This is a genomic window from Geofilum sp. OHC36d9 (assembly GCF_052400685.1).
Lineage (GTDB): Bacteria > Bacteroidota > Bacteroidia > Bacteroidales > Marinilabiliaceae > CAZHHH01.
On record NZ_JBQTGJ010000004.1, the window covers coordinates 105,015 to 125,206 of the forward strand.

Sequence of the window (20,192 nt, forward strand, 5' to 3'; positions counted from 1 at the left end):
TAAACCCCAACAAATTATGCTTCCTCATTTTTCCTATATTCGTAAAGCTAAATGCGTTAAAAAATGAAAAATCTACTCACCTTCATATTTCTACTGGCTTGTTATAACCTGACTGGTCAATACTATTCCTCAGGCAACGATCCGGCCCGATTAAAATGGAAACAAATAAAAACCCCGGTGGTTCGCCTTGTCTTTGAAGAGAGTATGCAGGAACGGGCTGAACAACTCGCTGCTTTCATGGATAGCATTGCCCCACAAGTAACAGGGGCTCATAAAATAAACCCACGAAGAATTGATTTGCTGTTGCACAACCAATCCAGCTACTCCAACGGCTTTGTAACATGGGCTCCACGACGAAGTGAATTTTATACGATGCCGGGGCAATCCAATGGTTCCATAGAATGGCTTAAGCATCTGGGCATTCACGAATATCGCCATGTGGTACAAATCAGTCAACTAAACCAGGGCTTCACCCGGTTTGCCAGTATATTTACAGGCCAACAAGCTCCGGGAGCTGTGTTGGGCTTATACCTGCCCCTCTGGTTTCTGGAAGGCGATGCCGTCATCACCGAAACGACACTCACCAACAGTGGGCGCGGTCGATCCTTTGAATTTAACAACGAAATCAAGGCTCAATTACTTGAAAAAGGTCGCTACTCATATGACAAAGCCTACCTGGGCTCCTATCGCGATCAGGTCGCAAATTATTACAAGATGGGCTATTTATTCGCTGGACTGGCACGGCAAAAATACGGCCCGGAACTGTGGGAAAACGCCCTCTCCAATACCGGTCGCAACAGCCCGTTTATCAACCCGTTTAACCGAAGCCTCCGAAAGCAAACAGGATTCAACAAAAAACAATTATACAATCAACTGTTTGACCAACTGCAACACAACTGGCAAGATGAAAACAACCATCTTGTCACAACCAGTTATAAACCTGTTAACATTTCAGACAACGATTATCTCAACTACAAATACCTGACAGCCATCGACGACAGTGCGATAATAGCTCAACTGGAGGGCCCCGGCATCAGATCACAGATAGTACAAATTAACCCGGCCACAGGCAGCACCCAAACACTGGTTTACACCGGAGACCGGGAAGATGAGCCTGTCAGTGCCAACCAAAGCATGGTGATCTGGTCGGAATTGCGAAGTCATCCACGGTGGGAAAATGAAATATGGTCTGTCATACGCACTTATAACCGACAAACTCAAAAATCAAACACCATTCATCTGCACCGCCATCTCCAATCCCCGGCCATTCACCCTCAGCAAAACATCATTGCTGCTGTAGAAGCCAAAACTGACTATCGCTTTTTTATAACAATAATTGACGCCCAAAGCGGCCAAATAATTAAAGAAATTCCCACACCAAACAACTACTATCCTTTTACACCAACCTGGAATGCCAATGGGCAAAACCTCGTCTGTCTTTTACTTACCAACAAAGGTAAAGCCATTTATTCGCTGAATCCCAACAATGAAAAATGGCAGGAAATAACCACTCCTGACTACGATGAGAAACGCTATCCCATTCAAAAAGAGGACACCATCTGGTATGTCGCCAAAGGAACTGTCAGCGATGAAATATTCAAACTTGATCTGACCGACAATACCACCACATGCCTAACCTCATCGGCATTTGGCGCCTCCTACCCTACCATTTTGCCCAACGGGAACCTTGTGTACAGCCGGTATGACAGCAACGGATACCGACCTGTTCTCTATTCGGAAAGCAACCCTCCGGCAGCAACTAAAAACGAATCGTTCATTGATCGTTTAGCCAAAGATTTATCCAGACAAGAACCAACGGTTGATGTTTCTAAAAATAATAATACAACCAATTACAAAGTTCAGAATTACAGCAAGTGGAATCTCTTTAACCTGCACAGCTGGGCCCCTACTTATATCGATTTCGACCGTAGCGAATTGTATACGGGCCTGTCGGTGATGTCACAAAATCTTTTGGGAACAGCCATCGTGTCGGCCGGCTATAACGGTGACCCATCAAAAAAACATGAAAAATACAATCTGAATTTCTCCTACCGCGGTTGGTTCCCGGTTTTTGATCTCATTCTTCGAAAAGGCGACGAACAATATGAGCAAAATGGGCTTTATCAAATAGGATCAAAAACATACAAAATCGACACCAATCAACAATTGAACTATCTGACTCTAAAAACCGGCGTCACCATACCGTTAAATCTGAGTCGTAATAATTACAACCGATCATTAAGTATCAGTGCCCGTTACACCCTCGAAAGCCGCTCCGGAATAACATACCCCATGCAGGAATATCTGAATATTGAGGGCAAAACAATCCCCACCAACAATTTCGTAACTCAATCCATCCCGGCCATTGATTTTCAAGGCATGCAATACGCCCTTTATTTTCACAATCTACGGCAGGGCAGCACAAGAGATGTGACCTACCGCCATGGACAGGCCATTAGTCTCTCTTATCGAAATTCGCCATGGGGAAACTACCAAAATGGATCAATAGTCGGTCTCATTTCAAAAATTTACATACCGGGACTCTTCAAGTACCACGCGATTACCATAAACAATGAATTTCAGCACATTAAAAATGGCGACTGGGCCGGCGAATCAGACAATTATAAATATTATTACCGCTACAGCAATTTACTGAGTTACCCCCGCGGCTACGCCTCAATCTACAGCGATGACTTATACATTTTTAGATGCACTTACCAGATGCCTCTGTGGAATCCGGATGTTGCCATCGGCAGCCTGGTATATCTCAAACGTTTACGTCTCAATATTTTTTATGATCAGGCAATGGGAAGTTATAAATTAACGCGGGTTGATAATCAACCGGATGAATCGTTTACGATATCGCCTGCCTCGTTGGGAGCTGAAATTTATGCCGACACTCATTTCTTCAGATTTATTATGCCTTTTAGTGTAGGCTTCCGGACAGGCTACAGAACCGAAGACCAACAATGGTTTGGAGAGTTTATTCTCAGCAATAGTCTATCCGGATTTTTGGTTAATAAGAACAGATAAAAAATGCCGTAACAATTATTTTAAAAATTTTAAACAGGAGACGGCAGATCGCCCCGATGCAACTCAATGACAGTAATTTCGGGCGGCATACCAACCCTTGCCGGCATTCCAAGATAACCCAAACCGCGGTTTACATACAAAAATTTATTGCCTTCGCGATAAAGACCAGCCCAGCGCTTTTGAACATATTTGGCAGGACTCCACCTAAAGTCGCCTTTTTCAATGCCAAATTGCATACCGTGGGTATGGCCCGATAACGTTAAATCATAAAAATTCTGTGGCAACACTTTTAAATCCCAATGGTCAGGATCGTGAGACATCAAAATATTAAAAGGCTGATCTTCTATTCCACGAGTGGCTTTAGCAATATCGCCCTTTTTAGGATGATGGCCCAACCCCCAATTTTCAACACCTGCCAAACCTATGGTTACACCATTCCGCGAAAGCGTGACTGATTGGTTACGTAAAAGAGTGAAACCCAACTTTTGATGTCCGGCCACGATGCCCTCAAAATTATGCTGCTTGGCTTCAGTCGACGGCCAACGACTATAATTGCCATAATCGTGATTACCCAAAATAGAATATTTACCCATAGGCGCCTTCAGAGGCAAAAAATAGTGTTCCCAACCTTTCAGCTCGCCCGCAAAGTTATTCACCAAATCACCTGTAAATAAAATTACATCCGGTTTCTGCTCATTAATAAGCGCCACAGCATCGGCCAATGGGGCACGGTTACTACCAAAACTTCCCAGATGAAGATCCGAAATCTGAACTATTTTCAAACCATTGAAGGCTGAAGGTAGATTGGGAAACGACATTTTTATGTGACGGGTATAAAAGGCATAACGTCCTTTAAAAACCCCAAACAACAAGGACACGAAAGGCGCGGTAGCCATTATAATACCTATCTGACTCAGAAATTTTCGTCGTGTAATTTTCGGATAGTGGTGTTTCTTCTCACGGGCCCGGCGGCGCACAAAAAAATCAAATAAAACATCAATGCAAAGGAAAAAAGCAATAACAGCCTTAGGCGCATAAACCAAAGTAGCAAAAAAAATAAAATAGCTGGACAGCCTATAAACCGAAGCATCTGTAGCAATTGGTACTTTAATAACAGCGTATAAAAGCCCCAAAATGGCTATCACGGGCAACACAAAAAACAGAAACAGACGTATCCACTCTCCGGCTTTTGTCTGTCCCACTTTTGATCTTTGCCATTGACGAGCCAGAAACCAATCCAATAAAAAAATCAGAAAAGCAGCAACCACCAAAAAAGCCAAATGTATCTTCATTCGCAAGTTTCCTCATCTATTGACGTGTCAGCACAAAAAACACAAACACCTCAAAATAATTCAGTTGCAAAGTTACAACAACTTATGCTCTTACCTTCAAACAGACGTTAAGGTTACCTAAATGAAACCTAAATTTGTTAACAAACCCAAATAGTGCTTATCTGTGAAATCAAACTCCCGAGTTTAGGGGACAGGCACTAACTAGAGTGGTTGATTTAATTGGAATCGCTTAAAATTTGAAGAATTGTTGACACATTAAATTAATGAGGATACAAAAACATTTAAATTGAAGTTGATTACCCTGTCAAGAAACACTCCTTAATAAATATTTTCAGCAGCGGCATTTTAGTATAATTGAATTTTACTACGATTGACATTATTGCAAACAAATTTGCTCATTGCTTCACTAAAAATAAATTTTTTAACGGATAATAAGGCGTTAATTTGATAAGACCTTCTAATTTGTGTAAAATCGAAAAATATTATTCAAACAGGATTATCTAAACGAGCCATGAAAATTGCTTCACTCACAAGAGGATGACTAATCCCTGCGAGTTCCATATGACAACTAAAACAAATTATAAACAGATGAAAAATACAATTTTAGCTTTCAATAAAAAGAAACTGATCATTTCAATGATAGCCCTTGTTTTTATAGGTTGTTGGCATACGGAAACCTACTCACAAAGGCAAAAATTTAACTTTAACCATGAGTGGAAACTTTTGGTTGCAGACCCGGATGGGGCAGAGAAATTTGACTTTAACGACAGCAAGTGGGATGACATCACATTACCATACGCCTGGAATCAGTCCGAAGCTTTTAAAAAAGATATTGTTGATTTGTCAACTGGCATCGCCTGGTATCGAAAAACATTCAAACTCCCAAAAGATTCTGAGAACAAAAAAGTTTTCATCGAGTTTGAAGGGGTTCGTCAGATGGGTGAGGTATTTGTCAACGGTCAATTCGTGGGACGAAGTGAGAACGGTGCCATGGCTTTCGGTTACGATCTGACGCCCTATTTGAACCAATACCCCGAAAACAATGTGATTGCAGTACGTACCGACAACGACTGGAGATACAAAGAGAAATTAACCGGGAACAGCTTTCAATGGAATAATAAAAATTTTAATGCCAACTATGGAGGGATACCCAAAAATGTTTTTCTGCATATAACAGATAATATCTATCAAACCCTTCCACTATATTCCTCTCTTGGAACCACAGGCACTTATGTATATGCATCAGACTTTAATATTAGTCAAAAAAAGGCCGTTGTAAATATTGAGACTCAGGTGAAAAATGAATCTGATCATTCAGTAGATGTTGAACTTGCTGTAGAGATAATGGATCTGGATGGTAACAAAGTTGCGGAATTTACGGGTGACAAATACACTTTAGCACGCAATGGTATGCGAGAGCTTCATGCTTCTGATACCATAAAAATTTTAAACTTCTGGAGCTGGGGATATGGGTATCTATACAATGTATACTCTTCCATAAAAGTCAACGGTGTCGTTGTTGATAAAGTTAAAACACGCACCGGGTTTCGAAAAATCAAATTTGCAGACGGAATGATCTACCTTAACGACCGTGTGATCATGATGAAAGGATATGCTCAACGCTCAAGCAATGAGTGGCCTTCATTGGGAATGTCTGTTCCTGCATGGTTGAGTGACTACAGCAACAGTCTGGTAGTAGAAGGTAATGGTAACATATTCCGCTGGATGCACATTACTCCATGGAAACAGGATATTGAATCTTTTGACAGGGTCGGGATGATACAGGCAATGCCTGCGGGCGATGCTGAATCGGATGTAACGGGTCGCCGGTGGAGACAACGGACTGAATTGATGCGCGATGCCATCATCTACAATCGTAACAATCCTAGCATTCTCTTTTACGAGTGTGGTAATGAAAGCATCTCCGAAGCGCACATGGCCGAGATGAAAGCCATCAGGGATAAATACGATCCTTTTGGAGGACGTGCCATTGGCAGCCGCGAAATGCTGGATAGCAAAGAGGCCGAATATGGTGGCGAAATGCTTTACATCAATAAAAGTGCTGACATCCCGATGTGGGCAATGGAATACAGCCGTGATGAGGGTTTACGAAAATATTGGGATGATTTTACACCTCCATACCATAAAAATGGTACAGGTGGAACTTATAGCCATAATGTGAATGGAAGTAAAATAAAAGATGCTTCATCTTACAACCACAATCAGGACTCACACGCTATTGAAGATGTAATTCGTTGGTTCGACTACTGGGAGATGCGGCCCGGAACAGGAAAACGAGTTAGCTCCGGGGGGGCCAACATCATCTTCAGCGACACCAACACACACTACCGAGGTGCCGAAAACTATCGCCGGAGCGGAGAGGTTGATCCAATGCGCATCCCAAAAGAAAATTATTGGGCGCATAAAGTAATATGGGACGGTTGGGTCGACACAGATTCTATAAGGGCACACATCATTGGCCATTGGAACTACAAAAAAGGCATTGTTAAAGACATCACTGTTGTATCAACAGCTGCAAATGTAGAACTGCTTGTAAACGGCAAAAGCTACGGAAGAGGAATTCAACACAAACACTTTTTATTCACCTTTAAGAATGTAGCTTTTGATCCGGGAACAATAACAGCAATTGGTTATGATGTAAATGGAAGGAAAGTTTGCGAAACAAAAAAAGAGACAGCCGGAGATCCATTTGCGTTAAAGTTGACAACAATACAACGTCCCGGCGGAATGTTGGCCGATGGGCAGGATGTGACGATTATAGAGGTTGAAGTTGTTGATAAAAAAAGCAAACGCTGCCCCACTGCCATGAACATGATACACTTTGATTTAAAAGGAGAAGGTGAATTTATTGGTGGTATCGCCAAGGGACCTGATAATTATATTGGTGCTAAAGATCTACCTGTAGAGTGTGGTGTAAACAGAATTTTTATCCGTTCAACAAAAAAAACCGGGACAATCAAACTTATTGCTGCATCTAAAGGATTAAAATCTGCATCGTTAAATATAGAAACGCATGCCACGGACACCAACCCTCTATCTTTAGTGTTGCCTGATAATGATCTACCCTCATACATGAATCAAGGGCCAACACCTCAATCACCATCATACAAAGTATCAAGAACCGCCATTGACATCATTGATGTGCATGCCGCTTCGAATAATGAAGATGCGCCACTAAGCTTCGATGATAACGAATTAACAGAATGGAGCAACGACGGACAACTGTCAACCGGGATCATTGAATATGAACTCGAACGGGTTGCCAACATCAACCAAATTGTTGTAAAATTCAGCGGTTGGCGACGGTTAAGCTATCCTATAAGCATCTACATAGATAATCAACTGGTTTACAGCGGTAATTCTCCACGTTCTCTTGGTTATGTAACATTTGAATTTAAACCAACTAAAGGGAAAAAAGTAAAAATTGCACTTACTGGTGCTACCGAAGATTACGATAAATTTGATATTGTGGAAATTACAGGAAAAATCGATCAGGCCGGAATAAACAATGCCCCCTCAGCAAAAGGGACATTAAAAATATTAGAGGTTGAATTTTACGAACCTCTAACTGAATAATATAAATAGTGTTTGTCTACAAAGTCAACTACTTCGTTATGCTCGTCATAAAAACTGTCATTTACGAAAAGTAAACTCCTTGATTTTTATGACTTCACAAGCCGTGTATTTGGACTTTATATCTCAAACACTTAGTTTATGGACAGACTCTAAATATATCCCAATTTTGATTAAACCAATAAGGAGTCTCTTTCAATCTTGATAGGGGACTCCTTTATTGATTAAGATTTATCAAGATTGATTCATTGGAGACAAATGCGGCGTAGGTAACTTTTAATATACTAAATCATTTCAGTGATAATCACGCATTGTCTGCTTCCTTTTTTCTGTAAACTCAGTTACAGGTTGATTCCTAAAAAAAGACAATTCAGGATAATAATACCTGTTTCTCAAGGTGGATATTTTTATCTTTGTCTAAAATATCTGGTGCCTGCAAGAAAACCCCTTGTTTTTATGCCTTTGATAAGAAAACGTCAAAGACAAGGCTTTAGAAGTTTTTGAAACCCAAAAGTTTACTAATTGTAAATAACTGTTTCAAAAACGAGAATAACGCAGCATTTGGACTTTTCTTGCAAAGCCTATCTAATGTAACAAACATGACAACAACAAAACCCGATGAGTTTTTATGTATACATGACCCCATATTGCGCAACTCGGTTCCGGGCACCATCAAAAGAATGGCATTTGTTTCGGCGTTGGGAATTGTGTCCATGCTGCTAATTGGCGAATTACTGGATTTGAGGGGTATTTATCAACGTACCGAATCCATAGCCATGGCCGTGTTGGGGCTCAATTTACTCAGTGAGGGGAACGTTCTTATAAATAGAATACTGGACAAAAAACTCCCATGGTACTATCATCTGCGTAAGCGTATGGCCGTGCAGCTAACAGCCAGTTTTATATGGCTAATGGTTGTCACAACGATGTTTGCCATCCTGGCACCACGCCCTGTTTCCAAAGATTTTACCTTTGCTTTCATTTTCGGGAACTTCTTCATCATCATCTTTAACAGCGTGCTGTTCTTACGCAGTTTTGCCTATAACTGGCGGCAGTCGCTCATTGAAAACGAACAGCTTCAGAAAGCCAAATTACATGCCGACTATCTGGCGCTGCAGAATCAACTCAATCCCCACTTCCTGTTCAACAGTTTCAGCGTACTCATCTCCGAAATAAATTACGATCCGGCCAGTGCTATTGAATTTGCCCGAAAAATGTCGGACGTCTATCGCTATGTGCTTCAGCAACGGGAAAACACGACGGTATCCTTAAAAGAAGAACTGAAATTTGTAAACGACTTTATGTTTTTACACCAGATAAGAATGGGCCAATCACTATTGCTTAAAACCGACATAGACCTGCAACATAAAAACCTGCAACTGCCGCCAATGACCTTGCAGGTACTCATCGAAAACGCCATCAAACACAACCGTGCGACTGAAAAAATGCCATTACAAATAAGCATTCACAGCAACGACGACAACACGCTGACGGTAAACAACAATCTGGCTCCCAAATCAACCCCGTTCTCCACCGGCACCGGACTACGAAATATTACCCAACGGTACAAACTGCTTACCAGAGAACCGGTATTGATTCAGCATTCTGAAAAATACTTCGCCGTTACATTACCCCTATTAAATGCCGAAAATATCAATCAGTAAAATACAATTGACATGCAAAAAAAGGTAACCACACTGATCGCTGAAGACGAGATTCCCACCCAGCGTCTTCTAAAAGATATGCTTAAAAAACTCAGACCTCAATGGGAAATAGTCGTCTGTACCACCAGTCTTGAAGAAACTCTGGAATGGCTCCAAAACAACCCTCACCCCAATATAATGTTTCTGGACATACAGTTATCGGATGGGCTCAGCTTCGAAATTTTTGACCAAATAAAAATACAATCGGCAGTGGTATTCACAACGGCTTATGATGAATATGCTCTAAAGGCTTTTAAAGTTAACAGCATCGACTACCTGCTAAAACCAACCAGACCCAAAGAATTAGAAGCGGCCATCCTGAAATACGAACAGTGGTATCCTGGTAACAACATCGACACCAACGATATAAAAGCTCTGGCATCGGCCATCACAGAAGGCAAACAAAGTTACCGATCCCGTCTGCTGGTTCCGATGGCCGATGGTTACCTAAAGCTAAACGTAGACGATGTAGCCTGCTTTCACAGTTCACAAAAGATTACCACGGCATACACAATACAGGGAAAACCACATATCGTAGACACCACCCTCGAAAAGTTGGAAGAAGAACTCGACCCCCAAAAATTCACCCGTGCCAATCGCCAGTTCATCCTTAACATCAACGCGATACACCGCATTGAAAACTGGTTCAACGGCAAACTGGTGGTTAAAATCAATCCCGAGCCCCCCGAAAAGATTGTAGTAAGTCGCGAAAGAGCCCGTAACTTCAAAGAATGGTTAAACAAATGACCCTAACCTATTGACAAAAAAATGAAACTCCTTAACCCTTCTTCTTCAAAAAAAATACTGCTATCTTTAAAAATTGCTGAAACGTCTCTGTTCTTAAATTCGTTTCACCCTATCTCGGTCCTGTACATAAACTAAGGGTTAGGGGTTTGAAATATAAAGTTCAAATTCAAGACTTGCAAAGCCATAAAAATCAAGGCGTTTACTTTTCGTAAATGACTGTTTTTATGACGAGCGTAACGAAAAAGTTGACTTTATAGACAAACACGATATATACAAACAACATTTTACGGCTGAACAATGCTATGCCTCTTTCTGCTGAAACAACGATTATTATTCCGTGCTGTAACGCATCAACCACAGATGCAATCAAACAGTATGGACTATTTATCGCCAAAGCTTTTGATGCCACCATCACCTTTCTGATTCCCGATGACGACAATTTATTGGCAGAACTGAAGCAAAAGCTTCACGAACAAATTTCGCCGTTCATTTCTGACCAAACATTTCGGTTTATTCAGTCTGACAGCCTCTCCCCGACGCAGTCAGTCATGGAAAAAAATCACAATAACGAGGAGGTGATAATGGTGATGTACCCTGAATTTCCACACCGGTTTCAATCGCAAATAAAATGGATCAACCGCAGCCGAAGGCTAAAGCTGCCATTCATTGTTTTACCACAATCATCACCAAAAGAATGGAAACCGCAACATGTAATCATGCCCGTAAGCTACGACAAAAACGATAAAGAAGCTGCCATTTGGGTGTCGTACTGGGGGCGTTTTAACAACAGCCGCATTACGCTTTTAGCCGCCACGGAGAAATACCATGAGGCGGAAACCAATGTGGCACGAAATATCCTCTTCATCAAAAAACTATTTGAGAGTCTAAAGCTGACGTTTGAAATAAAAAAAGGAACCGCATCTTCCGCCCGGATAGCCGAAGAAGCGATTGAATCAGCTGCACAAGAAGGAAATAGCCTGGTTGCTATAACAACCACAAAATATTACAGTATAACCGACTATTTCATGGGCCCCAAAGAACTTCATCTTATCAAAAACGAACAACAGGTGCCCATTTTTTGTATCAACCCACGCAAAGACCTATACGTGCTGTGCCGATAACCTTTTAAAAGAAATTCTTTAGGATACTTTTATCAAAATTAAAAATCGAACAATTATGATTTTGCTAAATATCTTTGAAACGACATTACCATTAACAAATCCTACATTAAAATTTCTGGTAATACTGATAATAATTCTCTCAGCCCCTATTCTTTTAAACAGACTCAAAATTCCTCCGCTTCTTGGACTCATTATTGCAGGAGCGATAATAGGCCCTAATGGTTTTAATTTACTTTTACGTGATAGTGGTATTATTTTATCAGGCACAGCAGGATTGCTTTATATAATGTTCCTTGCCGGATTGGATATTAATATTACCGAATTCAAAAAAAACAGTTCAAAAAGCTTGTTATTTGGACTGTACACCTTTCTGATTCCTATGATATTAGGCTTTTTATCAAGTTTCTACATTTTAAAACTATCCATACTATCATCTGTTTTGGTTGCCAGCATGTACGCATCTCATACATTAATTGCCTATCCGATATTAAACAAGTTGGGAGTTAATAAAAATCGTGCAGTAACGATTACCGTCGGCGGCACAATGATTACCGATACACTTGCTCTCTTAGTTCTTGCAATTATTGTTGGTATGACAACCGGTGAAGTAAACTCAATGTTTTGGACTAAGTTATCGGTCTCAATTTTGGGCTTTGGGTTAATTATCATGTTCCTTTTTCCGATAATAGGCAGATGGTTTCTTAAACGTTACGAAGACAATACTTCCCAATACATTTTTATTCTTGTCATGGTTTTTCTTGGTGCAGAACTTGCCGAAGCTGCAGGAATCGAACCTATTATCGGGGCTTTTTTATCTGGATTAGCCTTGAATCGATTAATCCCTTCTACTTCTCCATTGATGAATAGGATAGAATTTGTAGGAAATGCCATTTTCATTCCGTTTTTCCTTATAGGGGTTGGAATGCTTGTTGACTACCGGGTATTCTTCAAAGATGCTGAAACCATAAAAGTTGCTGCTGTAATGACTATTATTGCAACATCTGCAAAATACATTGCGGCCTGGATTACACAAAAATCATTTAAATTTTCGTTGGATGAGCGTAGGTTAATATTTGGTCTGAGTAATGCACAAGCCGCTGCAACACTTGCTGCTGTAACGATTGGCTATAATGTTATTATAGGTGAACAAGCAAACGGGGACCCCATTCGTTTATTAAGTGAAAGTATTTTAAATGGAACAATTATAATGATACTTGTTACATGCACTATTGCTACTTTTTCAGCTCAAAGGGGTGGAAAAAATATCTCATTAAAAGAAGCGTCAATTATTAAAAATAGTAACAGTGAAAATCCTGAAAAAATCTTAATACCGATTAGTAATCCTGATACAATTGAAGAGTTAATTAATTTAAGTACAATCATCATATCAAAAAATAATAAGAAAAAGTTATATGCCCTTAATATTATAAACAATGACACATCTGACCCGGATGCAAATGAAAAAGCCAATAAACTGCTTGACAAAGCTGAATTTACCGCAGCATCAATTGATCTAAAATTAAATAAACTATTGAGATATGATATCAATATTTCAAATGGAATTTCAGGGGTTATAAAAGAACATTACATAACAGATTTAATTTTAGGTCTTCACATAAAAACGGGAATATCAGAATCATTTATGGGCAATCTGATTGATGGCATATTATCAAAATGTAACACTACAACTTTTGTGTATAAACCTGTACAGCCAATTTCTACCATCAAAAGACATATTATCATCGTGCCGCCTGATGCAGAACAAGTTATTGGGTTCCCATTCTGGCTTTCAAAAATTTTGAACATTTCTAAAAACACAGGTTCAAAACTGATTTTTTATGCGGCAGAACCAACTATCAGATTAATAAAGAATATTCTGGCGAAACATTTAATTGAGGCGGATTTCAAAATCTTTGATGACTGGAACGATTTCAGCATTATTTCAAATGATGCAAAAATGGATGATAACTTAATAATTGTTTTGAGCCGCATCAACAAACCTTCATACAATGAAAATATGACAAAAATACCCGAATACCTCGACAAACTATTTCAATCCAACAGTTTCATCCTCATATACCCAATGCAAATTGGCGTTAAAGACAATGAAACAATCGACTTGTACAATCCAGCCATAACACATTAAAAATCAATATCGTCCGCTAAAAAACAAATACTCCATTTAAGGGCTCGTAGGCATAGATTTTTTCCTAAGCATAAAATATAAATTTCGTAGGCATAGAATTTTTTTTCGTAAGCATGAAATTTAAATTTCGTAGGCATAGATTTTATTCTCCTAAGGTTAAACATAAAATTTTAATTCACCTCCATTGCTACATTTCATTTCAATGGCAAACACGTTTTTACAACATCATCATACGCAATAGCCAATCATTTCAAAATAGATCATCAATAATCCCGAAAAATGGTATAATGACAGTTCCGTCCAGGTTATTATCCTGTAGCTAAAGACTGACAGTAATAATGGAATTAATTCAAATTTTCCCAACTTTGCAACAAATCTTAAAGATGTGGAAAAGACGCTTAGAGACCTTATTGCCGAAGGCGAACACCAGACTCAGGATTTTAAATACGCCATTAACGATTCCAAAAAGATAGCCCGGTCGTTGGCCGCATTTGCCAATACCGACGGTGGACGCCTTTTAGTTGGGGTAAAAGACAACGGACGGGTATCGGGAGTGTCCTCCGATGAGGAGTATTACATGATTGAGGCCGCAGCAAATATGTACTGCAAACCCCCTGTCTCGTTCAAAACAAATACCTGGAACGAAGAAGGGAAAACAGTGCTTGAAGTCATCGTTCCCAAAAGTCCCGACAAACCTCATAAAGCGCCCACCAAAGAAGGCGCCTACAAAGTTTATGTCAGAGTTAACGACCAAAACCTTCTGGCCAATGGTGTATTATTGAAAGTGTGGGCCCGCCAGAAAAAAAAGGAAGGCACCCTGCTCAAGCTTACGCAAGCCGAGAACAAGCTATTGTCTTATTTATCAGAACACGAAACCATTACCATGAGTAAATTTCAAAAACTGGCCGGCATCAACCGCTGGCTGGCCGAAAAAATCGTGGTCAACCTGATCGTTATTGATGTCATTACAATGCAACTAAGCGAAAAGCAATGTCTTTACAAACTAAAAAAGAAAGCAACAAAAAATGTTTGACTATAGCACCATTCCTCTTCCAATAAAAGAGATCATCCCACAGATACAAACAACGCTTCAGTCAGAAAACACGCTTATCATAAGTGCCCCTCCAGGCGCAGGAAAAAGCACATTACTACCGCTCGCCCTGCTGAATGAGTCATGGTTGAAACACAAAAAAATAATCATGCTAGAGCCCCGTCGTCTGGCAGCCCGCACCATCGCCAGCCGCATGGCATCATTGATGGGTGAAAAAGTAGGACAAACCATTGGCTACCGAATCCGTTTCGACACTAAAATCAGCTCAGCCACCCGCATTGAAGTGGTTACCGAAGGTATCCTGACCCGCATGCTGCAATCAGACAACGCACTTGAAAACGTGGGATTGGTTCTTTTTGATGAATTTCACGAACGCAGCATCTTTGCCGATGTAGCCCTGGTATTGTGCCGGGAAACGCAACAGGTGCTACGTCCGGATTTACGCATGGTGATCATGTCGGCCACTCTCGATATGACACCATTGACACAAACGCTGAACGCGCCCGTCATTGAAAGCAAAGGCAAGATGTTCCCCGTCGACATAATACATACGGGTCAGCACGATCCAATGCTGATTCCGGAAATGATGGCTCAGGTCATTGCCAAAGCCGCCAATAATGATCAGGGCGACATTCTGGCCTTTCTGCCCGGCGAGGCGGAAATAAGACGCTGCGAAGCCATTCTAAAAAAAACATTAACGTCTTTTGCCATTCACCCACTTTACGGACAACTGCCCCCTGCGGCGCAAACAGCTGCAATATTACCCGGTAAAGACGGCCGCCGTAAAATCGTTCTGGCTACGTCCATCGCCGAGACAAGTCTCACCATCGAAGGGGTTTCAATAGTGGTAGATAGCGGTTATAGCCGCACCCAGCGTTTTGATCCTTCAACGGGCTTATCGCGTCTGGTAACCATAGAAATAACGCTTGATGCTGCCGATCAAAGAGCAGGACGGGCCGGCCGATTGGCCCCCGGTAAATGCTACCGTATGTGGAGCATGGCCGACGAAAGCCGTATGTCTTCGCATCGCCTGCCTGAAATCATGGAATCAGATCTGAGCTCTATGATGCTTGATATGGCACAATGGGGGATCTCCGATGTTTACAGTCTCTGCTGGCCCACCCCTCCACCAACAGCGCACATTGCCCAGGCACTGGACGCACTGCATCAGATTGATGCGCTTAACAACAACAAAATCACACCTCACGGCAAAGCCATTGCTGCCCTGCCTTGTCATCCACGTCTGGCCCACATGCTTCTCATGGCCAAAGAATCGGGTCAGCTGGCTTTGGCGACCGATTTGGCTGCCATACTCGAAGAACGTGATCCAATGCCCCGCGAAACAGGAATTGACATTAACCTGCGCATTGAAGAACTTCGGCGTCAACGACGGGAAAAACGCAATGGAAAAGGCTGGAACCGCATCATTAAAGTGGCTGACTCATACCGCCATCTGTTTAACGCAAAAGAAGATAACGGCACTTTTGATGCCTACGATACCGGTTTGCTGCTAGTGCATGCCTATCCCGAACGAATAGCTTCGGCGCGCCCCGGCAATAATGCGCGTTTTCAACTCTCCAACGGCAGTTATGCCATGGCCGCTCACACCGACGATCTGGCACACGAATCGTGGCTGGCAATCGCTCATTTGGATGCCCGTGACGGGAATGGCAAAATTTTTCTGGCAGCCCCCCTCAACCCAAAAGACCTGTTGCCCATGGTTAAAACCGTTGAAAATATAGAATGGGACACCCGCAAAGGCGGGCTCTCAGCCAGCACCGACCTTCGCATTGGAAGCATTGTTTTACAATCCAAACCACTTGAAAATCCGGATCACGAAAAGGTTGTCGACGCCATCTGCAAGCTCATAAGAAAAAATGGCTCGCTCCTGTTGGACTTCAACGAGGAGGTACAGCAATGGCAAAACCGCGTTCTCAGCCTCAGAAAATGGCGCCCCGATGAAAACTGGCCCGACGTGTCGACGGATACATTGCTGGCAACAAACCATGAATGGCTGCCACCTTATCTTAACAACGTCAAAAAAAATGAAGATTTAAAACAGATTAACATCAAAGACGTTTTGCACTTTCATCTCGATGCAAAAAAACAATCTCAGCTAAAAGCACTGGCTCCTGAAAAAATAACCGTACCAAGCGGCTCACAAATAAGACTGCAATACCAACCCGATGGTTCAACGCCGTTACTGGCTGTAAGACTACAGGAAATGTTCGGACTGGCCGACACCCCGCGTGTAAATGAAGGCACCATTCCTGTGTTACTACACTTACTATCGCCGGGCTACAAACCGGTGCAGATAACTGCCGATCTTAAAAGCTTTTGGAACGACGCATACTTTGAGGTACGTAAAGAGCTTAAAAACCGCTATCCCAAACATGTATGGCCCGATGATCCGTGGACAGAAAAAGCCATTAGAGGGACCAAAAGGCAAGCCAACCGGGCTGGTGCATGTAAGCATCCCCCACAGTCTGAAAAATAAACGACATGGTTCAAATTCCTAGCGAATATTAATTCCGGCACCCACTTCACCCCAACCTTTCACACTCACAGGAAGCTTCCCGGTTGCGCCAATATCGCCTGAAACAAATCGGATAAAACTTTCCAACGCGTGGCTATTACTTTGATAACTCAAAATTACGCCACCAGCAGTATTAAGTTCCATCCAGTCGGACAAATAGTATGGATTACTCATAAATAAAACAAGCGCATCCTGATTTAACAGTTTATTAAGCCGCTCTTTCTGCGCAAAATGCGCAGTCTTCCGTCCCCATGAACCATCGGCCACGATCAACACCCGCTTTTTAAATTCAGACAGCCGTTTCACTGCGGCATCAAAACTGTCGGCATTGTTAAGAGGAATATTTATAATAGTTCCTTTAAAGGCCTGGTTCAATTGACCAGAAAAGACGTCATCACCACCTATCAGCGCATAAGCTGTATTCTTATCGTCAACAAAAAGATGGGTTGTGTCAAACTTCAGGACTGTTAACGCCGCGTCATAAAGCTGTCGGTTTAAAAGCGCCACCTCCGAACGGTTAACTGTCGCCAAAATATTTTCGGATGATACAATGCTATCACGATGCACCTGCGTTAGCCAATACTTAAAAGCCAATGCCCGACGCACCTTTTCACGAATATAGGATGCAGTCATCATACTGTCAGCAACAGCCGTCATAACCGCATCAATAGCGCCCGGTAAATCCTCTGTAAATTCAACAATATCGTTACCAGCCATCAAAGCCAACGCATCCACGCGCCCCGGGTGCCCCATCACCTTAGCGCCCTGCATGTTCATGGCATCGGTAATTACCAAACCTTTAAATCCCATGTCAAGCCGCAATAAATCGTTTATTGAAGCCTTCGAAAAACTGGTGGGGACGCCTTTCTTTGGTTCAATGGCCGGCACTTCGAGATGCGCCGTCATAACAGCCCACAGGCCGGCATTAATCATTGCCCGAAAAGGTTTTAAGTCGACCTGATTAAGCGTCTCCAACGAATGATTAACCACCGGCAACGAATAATGAGAATCGGCATTGGTATCACCATGCCCCGGGAAATGCTTCCCCACAGCCATAACACCTCCATCCTGCAATCCTTTCATATAAGCCACCGCCTTACGAGCAACATTGTCGGGATCTTCACCAAAAGAACGCATTCCAATGACCGGATTATGTGGATTACTATTCACATCAGCCACTGGCGCCATATTAACCTGAATACCTGCCGAACGCAATTGATGCGCAATTTCCAACCCCATCCTGAAAATAAGGCTATCGTCCTGAATGGCACCCAGCGTCATCGATTTGGGAAATGCCAACACTTCGGGCATGCGCATAGACAAGCCTGTTTCGCCATCAATGGATACCATCAACGGAACTTTACAAACAGCCTGCATCTGATCAATCACTTCACCAGCCTTTTGCAACGACATCTTCATCAGAAGAAGGCCGCCCGGCTGATTGGTTATAACAAGCTCTTTTAAGCGATTGTAATGCGATGCATTATCGGGCTCTTCCACCGTTAGCCAAAACAACTGGGCAATTTGTTCCTTCCATGACATCACCGACATCACCGAGTCGGCCCATGCCGTTCCTGTTTCAAGGATGCTATCAACGGTAACAGGCTTTTCCCGTACCGATCCGTTTGTAACAACCGGCCGACAGGCACCCAGAACCAATAAGGAAAAGGCAATTAATGCAACCAACAATTTCATATGATTACAATTTATCTTTCAGTGGTCATATGGAACTCGCCTAGCTTAATCATCCACCTGTGTGTGAACCGATTTCTCATGGCTCGTTTCATATGATTATAATTTGTTTTGGTTGTCAGATGGAACTCCCATGAAAATAATCATCCCCCAATGTAAGAATCAAAGATCAGCGAAGCTAATTCCTTTATCATGGTCGTTTCATGTGTTTATAATTTGTTTGTTAAGGTCACATGAAACTCACTGGAATAATCATCCTCCATTGTAAGAGTTTACGCTCATGCTCGATTCATAATACGACAATAAATTAAGCCTCTCCTGCCGGTCCGCTAAAAGTCATGGGGATTCCACCCTGACCTTCTTCAATATTCTTGACGGGCCCGAATTGCTTTTCATAACGAACAATATTATCCTTCAACGCATTTAGCAGCCGTTTGGCATGTTCAGGCGTGAGCACAATACGAGATTTCACCTGAGCCTTAGGTACACCTGGCATAATACGTACAAAATCTAATACGAATTCGGACGGCGAATGACTAATAATCGCCAGATTGGAATAAATCCCCTGACCAATTTCTTCGTTAAGCTCAATTTTAATCTGCTGTTTATTCTTATTCTCTTCCATATCTGTTTTTTTTGGTGTCACAACAAAGATATAGATTTAGTAGAACTTTGGAAGTCACTTAAGCGAAAGAACATTATAATCCAACCCCATCCAGAATGCCAGAAAACGAAATAAACTGTCGATTATAAGAATTAACATAAAGCGAGGCATACCCGGACTTCCAGACGGACAGTCTAAACTGATAGGTATCGCTCTCCGTTTTAATATCAAAATCGATGCGATATTGACCTGGTTCAGTAGCCAAATAATAATCCTCCACCAAACCTTTCACTTTAATACCGCCTTCGCGTGACATATATTCGGCCGTATAAGCACGACCATAATAAGGTAGAAAAACCGAAACTGAATCACCATGAACCTTTAAATCATACTCAGAAGTCAGATGAACCATCGGCATAGAAGCGGGAATCGCTTCACGTGCAATAAAAGTAAACATCCGGCCGGTAACCAAAGAATCGACCTTTGTGGCTATTTCCATTCTTCGTTCCTGCCTTTGAGATCTTCGTTCACTGCGACCATTCTGCGCATAAACAACCGGCAGAGCCATAATAAGACACAAAAAAACAAACAGAATTCGTTTCATAACACATCAATTTAAAGTGTTAAAAGTTAAAGGATAAGCAACAAAAATCGTACAAAAAAAAAGGAAGCC

Annotated in this window: 12 protein-coding genes; 8 read left to right on the forward strand and 4 right to left on the reverse strand. The window is 41.8% G+C overall.

Annotation, left to right across the window (positions count from 1 at the left end; all coding sequences use genetic code 11):
- Positions 1-63 precede the first annotated feature (63 nt).
- Positions 64-3,033, forward strand: coding sequence for a hypothetical protein (locus tag ACT3CD_RS06640; protein WP_444644119.1), 2,970 nt, complete (start codon positions 64-66; stop codon positions 3,031-3,033).
- Between the two features lie 29 nt (positions 3,034-3,062).
- Here ACT3CD_RS06640 and ACT3CD_RS06645 read toward each other — a convergent pair whose 3' ends face one another.
- Positions 3,063-4,325: a metallophosphoesterase gene (locus ACT3CD_RS06645; RefSeq protein WP_444644121.1), complete on the reverse strand. Its 1,263-nt coding sequence runs from the start codon at positions 4,323-4,325 to the stop codon at positions 3,063-3,065.
- 588 nt (positions 4,326-4,913) lie between these two features.
- Between ACT3CD_RS06645 and ACT3CD_RS06650 the strand changes: the two genes are divergently transcribed.
- From ACT3CD_RS06650 to hrpB, 7 genes are all read left to right on the forward strand, one after another.
- Complete coding sequence (locus ACT3CD_RS06650; RefSeq protein WP_444644123.1) at positions 4,914-7,922, forward strand: glycoside hydrolase family 2 protein; 3,009 nt, start codon at positions 4,914-4,916, stop codon at positions 7,920-7,922.
- A gap of 596 nt (positions 7,923-8,518) precedes the next feature.
- A complete protein-coding gene (locus tag ACT3CD_RS06655; protein ID WP_444644125.1) occupies positions 8,519-9,583 on the forward strand; it encodes a sensor histidine kinase in 1,065 nt (354 codons plus the stop codon).
- 12 nt (positions 9,584-9,595) lie between these two features.
- Positions 9,596-10,369, forward strand: coding sequence for a LytR/AlgR family response regulator transcription factor (locus ACT3CD_RS06660; RefSeq protein WP_444644127.1), 774 nt, complete (start codon positions 9,596-9,598; stop codon positions 10,367-10,369).
- A 302-nt stretch (positions 10,370-10,671) separates the two neighbouring features.
- A complete protein-coding gene (locus ACT3CD_RS06665) occupies positions 10,672-11,490 on the forward strand; it encodes a hypothetical protein (RefSeq protein ID WP_444644128.1) in 819 nt (272 codons plus the stop codon).
- Between the two features lie 55 nt (positions 11,491-11,545).
- Positions 11,546-13,636: a cation:proton antiporter domain-containing protein gene (locus ACT3CD_RS06670; protein WP_444644130.1), complete on the forward strand. Its 2,091-nt coding sequence runs from the start codon at positions 11,546-11,548 to the stop codon at positions 13,634-13,636.
- A gap of 385 nt (positions 13,637-14,021) precedes the next feature.
- A complete protein-coding gene (locus ACT3CD_RS06675) occupies positions 14,022-14,669 on the forward strand; it encodes an AlbA family DNA-binding domain-containing protein (RefSeq protein WP_444644132.1) in 648 nt (215 codons plus the stop codon).
- Entirely contained in the window at positions 14,662-17,184 is a 2,523-nt protein-coding gene (gene hrpB / locus ACT3CD_RS06680) for an ATP-dependent helicase HrpB (protein WP_444644134.1), read from the forward strand. Before ACT3CD_RS06675 ends, hrpB begins: the two co-directional genes overlap by 8 nt.
- Before the next feature lie 18 nt (positions 17,185-17,202).
- Here hrpB and ACT3CD_RS06685 read toward each other — a convergent pair whose 3' ends face one another.
- The 3 genes from ACT3CD_RS06685 to ACT3CD_RS06695 all read right to left on the reverse strand — a co-directional run bounded on the left by ACT3CD_RS06685 (position 17,203) and on the right by ACT3CD_RS06695 (position 20,123).
- A complete protein-coding gene (locus ACT3CD_RS06685; RefSeq protein WP_444644136.1) occupies positions 17,203-18,918 on the reverse strand; it encodes a glycoside hydrolase family 3 protein in 1,716 nt (571 codons plus the stop codon).
- Between the two features lie 304 nt (positions 18,919-19,222).
- Positions 19,223-19,540 (reverse strand): DUF3467 domain-containing protein, encoded by a 318-nt coding sequence (locus tag ACT3CD_RS06690; protein WP_444644138.1) that lies wholly within the window; start codon positions 19,538-19,540, stop codon positions 19,223-19,225.
- A gap of 73 nt (positions 19,541-19,613) precedes the next feature.
- On the reverse strand, positions 19,614-20,123 hold the full coding sequence (locus ACT3CD_RS06695) for a DUF4251 domain-containing protein (protein WP_444644140.1): 510 nt from the start codon (positions 20,121-20,123) through the stop codon (positions 19,614-19,616).
- Positions 20,124-20,192: the final 69 nt, after the last annotated feature.